We start from the raw sequence: 6,645 nt of genomic DNA on the forward strand, positions 1-6,645 counted from the left end.
AGTCCTGACGCGCAGAGGCTGACGCGCGGGGGCGCTGTCTCGCACACCCGGGTGTGCGAGACAGCGCCCCCGCGCGTCAGCCTCTGCGCGTCAGGACTTGGACCCTCCGGCGGCGCACTCGCCGCAGGTGCCGAAGATCTCGACGGTGTGGGCCACGTCCACGAAGCCGTGTTCCGCGGCGATGGAGTCCGCCCACCGCTCCACGGCGGGACCCTCGACCTCCACGGCCCTGCCGCAGCGGCGGCAGACCAGATGGTGGTGGTGGTCGCCGCTGCTGCACCGGCGGTAGACGGCCTCGCCGTCGTCGGTGCGCAGCACGTCCACCTCGCCCGCGTCGGCCAGCGACTGGAGGGTGCGGTAGACGGTGGTCAGACCGACCGAGTCACCGCGGTGCTTGAGCATGTCGTGCAGCTCCTGGGCGCTGCGGAATTCGTCGACCTCGCTGAGAGCCGCCGCCACAGCGGCGCGCTGCCGGGTCGACCGGCCGCGTACGGGGGGACCTGCGGTCGCCACCATTGCCTCCTCAAGTCGGCGCTACCTCGCGTAGCTGATCGGCCATTGTGCCAGGTGTGGTGGGCGCGGCCGGGGAGTGCCCCTTACCGGCTGTGTCACCGGCCGCACCGGCCACCGACGACCGTGGTCACCGCACGACGGTAGCGCCCTCGGGTGTGTCGTGTTCCTCCTGCCGTCCCCCCTGCCGTCCTGTCCGCTGCCCGCCGGGCTCCCCACCCTGCCGGAGCGCCGCCCGGGCCCGGGCGCGGGCCAGGAGGGGCGCGAGCGCCGCGAGGACCGCGAACAGGGCGATGGCCAGCAGCACGATGCTGGCGCCGGGCGGCACGTCGGCGTAGAAGGAGGTGGCCGTCCCGGAGAGGGCCACCAGCACGCCGGTGACCACCGCGAGCGCCAGCGTGGTCGCGAAGCCGCGCGTGACCTGCTGGGCGGCGACGACGGGCAGCACCATCAGCGCGCTCACCAGCAGCAGCCCCACCACCCGCATCGCCACGGTCACGGTGACGGCCGCGGTGACGGCCAGCAGCAGGTTGAGCAGCCGCACCGGCAGCCCGGTGACCCGGGCGAACTCCTCGTCCTGGCAGACGGCGAACAACTGCCGCCGCAGCCCCAGGCAGACCGCCAGCACGAACGCGGACAGCACCACGATCGCCGTGACGTCCTCGGAGGAGACGGTGGTGATGGAGCCGAAGAGGTAGGTCAGCAGGTCGGCGTTGGAGCCGCCCGGCGACAGGTTGATGATCATGACGCCGCTCGCCATGCCGCCGTAGAACAGCAGCGCCAGGGCGATGTCGCCGCGCGCCATGCCGTACCAGCGGATCAGCTCCATGGCGACCGCGCCGAGCGCGGAGACCAGCACGGCCGTCCACACCGGGTTGGTGCTCAGCAGGAAGCCCAGCGCCACGCCGGTCATCGCCACGTGCCCGATGCCGTCGCCCATGATCGCCTGGCGGCGCTGCACGAGGTAGATGCCGACGGCCGGGGCGGCGACGCCGACCAGCAGCGCGGCCAGCAGGGCGCGCTGCATGAAGGGGTAGTCGAGGAGCTCGATCATGTCAGCAGTCCGGTCCGTGCGGGGGCGGAGGGATCGGGGTGCGGGTGGCACGCCTGGTCGTGGAGGTGGGTGGTGCCCTCCACCCGCTCGACCAGCCCGTCGTGGAGGACGACGGTGCGGTCGATCAGCGGGGCCAGCGGGCCCAGCTCGTGCAGCACCAGCAGGACGGAGACGTTCCGGGAGACCTGCTCGCGCAGCGCGTCGGCGAGGACGCGCTGGCTGAGGAGGTCCACTCCGGCGAGCGGTTCGTCCATGATCAGCAGTTCGGGTTCGCCGGCCAGCGCGCGGGCTATCAGCACGCGCTGGTGCTGGCCGCCGGAGAGGGCGTTCACCGAGTCCCCGGCCCGGTCGGCCAGCCCGACCAGCTCCAGGGCCCGGTGCACGGCCGCCCGGTCGCCGCGCCCCAGCGGCCGCAGCCGGGTGCGGGCCAGCCGTCCGGCGGAGACCACCTCGCGCACGGTCGCGGGGACGCCGGCGGACGCGGTCGGGCGCTGCGGCACGTAGCCCACCCGCCGCCAGTCGCGGAAGCGCCGCAGCGGAGTGCCGAACAGCTCCGCCTCGCCGCTCGCCGACGGCACCTGGCCGACGGCGACCCGTACGGTCGTGGACTTCCCCGAGCCGTTCGCGCCGAGCAGGGCGACGACCTCGCCGCGCTCCACGGTCAGGTCGATCCCGCGCAGGACCGCCCGCGCTCCGAGCGAGGCGGTCACGCCCCGCATGGACAGCGCCGGGGGCGCCGTGGTGTGCTCCTTCGCCATGGGTGGCCTCCTCGGTGGGCTCACTCGGCTCGTCTGGCTCGTCCGGCTCGTCGGTCCCGTTCCTCCCGCCGGCCTCACGCGGCGCCGAGCGCCTTCTGCAGGGCCTGGAGGTTGGCGCGCATGACCTCGAAGTAGTCGTCGCCCCGGGAGGACTCGCCGATCGCCTCCACCGGGTCGAGGACGTCGGTCCGCAGCCCCAGGTCGTCGGCGAGGGTCCTGGCCGTCCGGTCGCTGGCGGCCGCCTCGAAGAAGACGGTGTTCACCTCGTCGTGCCGGGCGATCTCGTGCAGCTCCTTCAGCCGGGCGCCGCTGGGCCCGGCCTCGGGGTCGAGCCCGGCGATGGACTCCTCGTGGAGGCCGTAGCGCTCGGCGAGGTAGCCGAAGGCGGCGTGGGTGGTGATGAAGGTGTCCGTCTCGCGGTTCTCCAGGCCCTTGCGGAAGTCGGCGTCGAGGGCCTTCAGCTCGGCCACCAGCGCCGCGGCGTTCTTGCGGTAGTCGGCGGCGTGGTCCGGGTCGGCCTTGGCCAGGGCCTCGCCGACGCCCTCGGCCACCTCGGCGTACTTGACCGGGTCCAGCCAGACGTGCGGGTCGGTGGCGCCCTCGCCGTGGTCGTGGCCCTCGTGCTCCTCCTCGTGGCCGTGGCCGCCGTGTTCCTCCTCGTGGCCGTGGTCGCCGCCCTTCTCCAGCTCGGTGTACGAGCCGGCCTCGGCGACGTGCTCCACCCCGGACTGCTCCACGGCCCGGTCCACGGCGGGCTGGAACCCCTTGAGGTAGACGACGAGGTCGGCCTCGCCCAGCTCGGCGGTCTGCTGCGGGCTCAGCTCCAGGTCGTGCGGCTCGACGCCGGGCTTGGTCAGGGAACTGACCGAAACGTGATCGCCGCCGATCTCCTCGGCGAGGAACCGCATGGGGTAGAACGAGGCGACGACGCGCACCTCATCGCTCCCGCCCGCCGTGCCGGTGCCGCAGGCGGAGAGGCCGAACACGCCCAGGGCGGCGGCGCTCGCCAGGGCGGCACGGGAAGCGGTGCGGGGGCGGGGTATGAGGGGGCGTCGTCGAGCGTTCATGACACTCATTTTCGGCTTAATTGGAAATGATTGTCAAATGAGATGGAGGTTCCGGTGAGAAGGGGCGATCCGGGTTCCCGTCGGGTGCGGTCCGAACCCCGAACCGATTTGGTCCGGCCCCCGCTGTCGCCGGTAACCTGAGGTATTCCGTCGTCTGTAACCGAAGAGAGCACCGTGGCCGCCGACAAGATCGACACCATCGTCAGCCTCAGCAAGCGCCGTGGCTTCGTCTACCCCTGCAGCGAGATCTACGGGGGGCAGCGGGCCGCCTGGGATTACGGTCCGCTGGGCGTGGAGCTGAAGGAGAACATCAAGCGCCAGTGGTGGCGCTCCATGGTCACCTCGCGCGACGACGTGGTCGGGATCGACTCGTCGGTGATCCTCGCCCCCGAGGTCTGGGTGGCGTCCGGCCACGTCGCCACCTTCACCGACCCGCTGACCGAGTGCACCTCGTGCCACAAGCGGTTCCGCGCCGACCACCTGGAGGAGGCGTACGAGGCCAAGCACGGCCGCCTCCCCGCGAACGGCCTGACCGACGTCAACTGCCCCAACTGCGGCGTCAAGGGCCAGTTCACCGAGCCCAAGCAGTTCTCCGGCCTGCTGTCCACGCACCTCGGTCCGACCCAGGACTCCGGCTCGGTGGCCTACCTCCGCCCCGAGACCGCGCAGGGCATCTTCACCAACTTCGCCCAGGTGCAGCAGACCTCGCGCCGGAAGCCGCCGTTCGGCATCGCGCAGATGGGCAAGTCCTTCCGGAACGAGATCACTCCGGGCAACTTCATCTTCCGGACCCGCGAGTTCGAGCAGATGGAGATGGAGTTCTTCGTCAAGCCGGGCGAGGACGAGAAGTGGCACGAGTACTGGATGGAGCAGCGCTGGAACTGGTACACCGGCCTGGGTCTCCGCGAGGAGAACATGCGGTGGTACGAGCACCCCAAGGAGAAGCTCTCCCACTACTCCAAGCGCACCGCTGACATCGAGTACCGCTTCAACTTCGCCGGCAGCGAGTGGGGCGAGCTGGAGGGCGTGGCCAACCGCACCGACTACGACCTCACCGCGCACTCCAAGGCCTCCGGCCAGGACCTGTCGTACTTCGACCAGGAGGCCGGCGAGCGCTGGACGCCGTACGTCATCGAGCCCGCGGCCGGTGTCGGCCGGACGATGCTGGCGTTCATGCTCGACGCCTACGTCGAGGACGAGGCCCCGAACGCCAAGGGCAAGATGGAGAAGCGCGTCGTGATGCGCCTCGACCCGCGCCTGGCGCCGGTCAAGGTCGCCGTCCTGCCGCTGTCCCGCAACCCGCAGCTCTCGCCGAAGGCCAAGGGCCTGGCGGACGCGCTGCGCAAGCACTGGAACATCGAGTTCGACGACGCGGGCGCCATCGGCCGCCGCTACCGCCGCCAGGACGAGATCGGCACGCCGTTCTGCGTCACCGTCGACTTCGACACCCTTGAGGACAACGCCGTGACCGTGCGCGAGCGCGACTCGATGAAGCAGGAGCGGGTCTCGATCGACCAGGTCGAGTCCTACCTCGCCGCCCGCCTGATCGGCTGCTGACCCGGATTCCTCCGGCCGAAGGCCCCGGACCGCCACGGGTCCGGGGCCTTCGGCCTGTCCGGGGCCGCAGAGGGCAGCCCGGAAGGGGAGCCTCAGAGGGGCTGGAGGCGGAAGACGAGGTCGGTGCCCACGACCGCCCGGCAGAGGTTGGTGAACTCCTTGGTGAAGGAGACCTCCTCGCCGCGCCAGGTGCCCTGGGCGACGGCGGTCACCGGGTCGTACTCGTCGGTGCAGCCCAGGCCCGGGGCGGGCTTGAGGGCCCCGAAGTCGCCGTCGACGGCGATGAGTTTGTCGCAGGCGTCCTGGGCGGTGGGGTGGGAGCCTCCGGCGGGCTCGCACTCCAGGGTGGCCTTGGTGCCGGGGGAGTGCCGGCCCGGTGTCACGGCCAGCACCAGTTCGGTCCGCGGTTCGGGCGCGGGGCCGGCGGCGGTGGCGATGGCGGGGGCGGCGGGCAGGAGGAGCGCCGCTGCTCCGGCGGCGGCCACGGCCGCCGTGCGTAACGCGGGCCCGGAATTCCTCTTCCGCATGGGTGTCGTCCTTTCCGACGGTGGGGGGCGTCGCGGACGCCCCTGGCGGGGCCGCGACGGGGCTGACAAGGGGCACCGGCGGAGGCGGGGGCGGTCCGCCGGCGACGGGCCGGCCCGCCCGCGCCGGACCGGGGGTGCGGGCGGGCCGGAGGCGAGGGGGCGGACGTCGGCCGCCCGGGGACGTCAGAGCCGGAAGACGAAGTTCGTGGCCACGATGGCGGCGCAGCTACTGGCGAAGGTCTCGGTGTAGGAGACCTCGCGGCCGTGCCAGGTGCCCGTGGCGGTGACGGTCACCGGGTCGCGGACGGTGTGGCACCCCATGGTGCCGGTGGGTTCCAGCTTGTCGAAGTCGCCGTCCACCGCGGCGAGTTCGGCGCAGGCGGCCACCGGGTCCGGGTGGTCGCCTCCCGGAGGCCGGCACTCCAGGGAGAAGGTGGAGCCGGGGGTGAACACGCCCGGCGACATGGTCAGCAGCAGGCGGGACTGCGGCTCGGGCGCCGGTTCGTCGGCGGCGGTGGCAGGGGCGGCGGGCAGGGCGAGTGCCGCCGCTCCGGCAGTGGCCACGGCCGCCGTGCGTAACGCCGACCTGAGGTTCTTCCTCATGGGATGCCTCCGGAGGAGGGGGCGTCTTCCGACGCCCGGGGACAAGGTCGCGACGAGGCTAGCAACGGGCGCCGGCGAGCGCGACGCCCTTGCGGAAGACTCCGCCGCTCCGCCGCGTACGCCCTCCCGCCGCCGTTCCGGAACCGCGGCCACGGGGGGTGCGGGACGCCGGAGGGCCGGCGGGTCCGCGCTTCCTCCCGGCGGCCGGGAGGAAGCGGAAGGCAGCGGGCCGGCCTGCCGGACCCGGCCGGGAGCGCACGGCGGCGTACGGCACGGACGGGCGCGTCCGCCAGGTGCGGGAACGCCCTCGGCCCTCGCCGCGGGAGCGTGCCATATCGTCCGCGGCACCCGCGGACGGCCCGGGGCCGTGCACCGCCTCGCCGGACACGGCATGCCCGGCGACGTGCGTCCGCGGCCGGTCCCCGCGCCCCGGGGCCCCGGGCCGGTCGGCGCGGCGCCGGACGGGGCGGGCCGCTCCCGGTGCGGAGCGGATGGGGGACAATGGGGGATCCGTCCCCCGTACGAGCGACCACGAGGATGCCCAGGCCCATGACACAGCAGCTCTCCAT

The 6,645-nt window shown here is 73.0% G+C and carries 7 protein-coding genes; 1 reads left to right on the forward strand and 6 read right to left on the reverse strand.

All coding sequences use genetic code 11. The features are described from left to right. Window positions 1-90: 90 nt before the first annotated feature. From VE546_RS13305 to VE546_RS13320, 4 genes are all read right to left on the reverse strand, one after another. Complete coding sequence (locus tag VE546_RS13305) at window positions 91-513, reverse strand: transcriptional repressor (protein WP_324921934.1); 423 nt, start codon at window positions 511-513, stop codon at window positions 91-93. A gap of 127 nt (window positions 514-640) precedes the next feature. After that, window positions 641-1,564, reverse strand: a complete 924-nt coding sequence (locus VE546_RS13310) for a metal ABC transporter permease (protein ID WP_324921923.1) — start codon at window positions 1,562-1,564, stop codon at window positions 641-643. Continuing rightward, a complete protein-coding gene (locus VE546_RS13315) occupies window positions 1,561-2,322 on the reverse strand; it encodes a metal ABC transporter ATP-binding protein (protein WP_324921925.1) in 762 nt (253 codons plus the stop codon). The genes VE546_RS13310 and VE546_RS13315 overlap by 4 nt, the downstream gene beginning before the upstream one ends. A 74-nt stretch (window positions 2,323-2,396) precedes the next feature. Beyond that, a complete protein-coding gene (locus VE546_RS13320) occupies window positions 2,397-3,389 on the reverse strand; it encodes a metal ABC transporter substrate-binding protein (protein ID WP_324921927.1) in 993 nt (330 codons plus the stop codon). Window positions 3,390-3,563: 174 nt separating this feature from the next. Between VE546_RS13320 and VE546_RS13325 the strand changes: the two genes are divergently transcribed. Further along, window positions 3,564-4,946 carry a glycine--tRNA ligase gene (locus VE546_RS13325; protein ID WP_324921929.1) on the forward strand — a complete coding sequence of 461 codons (1,383 nt, stop codon included), beginning with the start codon at window positions 3,564-3,566 and terminating at the stop codon, window positions 4,944-4,946. Between the two features lie 92 nt (window positions 4,947-5,038). On the opposite strand, the gene VE546_RS13330 is transcribed toward VE546_RS13325, so the two are convergent. Both VE546_RS13330 and VE546_RS13335 read right to left on the reverse strand, forming a co-directional pair. Continuing rightward, window positions 5,039-5,473 (reverse strand): SSI family serine proteinase inhibitor, encoded by a 435-nt coding sequence (locus VE546_RS13330; RefSeq protein WP_324921931.1) that lies wholly within the window; start codon window positions 5,471-5,473, stop codon window positions 5,039-5,041. A gap of 183 nt (window positions 5,474-5,656) precedes the next feature. Beyond that, window positions 5,657-6,037, reverse strand: a complete 381-nt coding sequence (locus VE546_RS13335) for an SSI family serine proteinase inhibitor (RefSeq protein WP_324921932.1) — start codon at window positions 6,035-6,037, stop codon at window positions 5,657-5,659. Between the last annotated feature and the right edge of the window lie 608 nt (window positions 6,038-6,645).

The sequence above is a fragment of the Streptomyces sp. genome (assembly GCF_035644915.1).
Classification (GTDB): Bacteria; Actinomycetota; Actinomycetes; order Streptomycetales; family Streptomycetaceae; genus Streptomyces.

Coding starts and splice junctions, on each gene's coding strand:
- VE546_RS13330 (WP_324921931.1), bottom strand. CDS start 5,473: ATGCGGAAGAGGAATTCCGGGCCCGCGTTACGCACGGCGGCCGTGGCC.
- VE546_RS13310 (WP_324921923.1), bottom strand. CDS start 1,564: ATGATCGAGCTCCTCGACTACCCCTTCATGCAGCGCGCCCTGCTGGCC.
- VE546_RS13315 (WP_324921925.1), bottom strand. CDS start 2,322: ATGGCGAAGGAGCACACCACGGCGCCCCCGGCGCTGTCCATGCGGGGC.
- VE546_RS13320 (WP_324921927.1), bottom strand. CDS start 3,389: ATGAACGCTCGACGACGCCCCCTCATACCCCGCCCCCGCACCGCTTCC.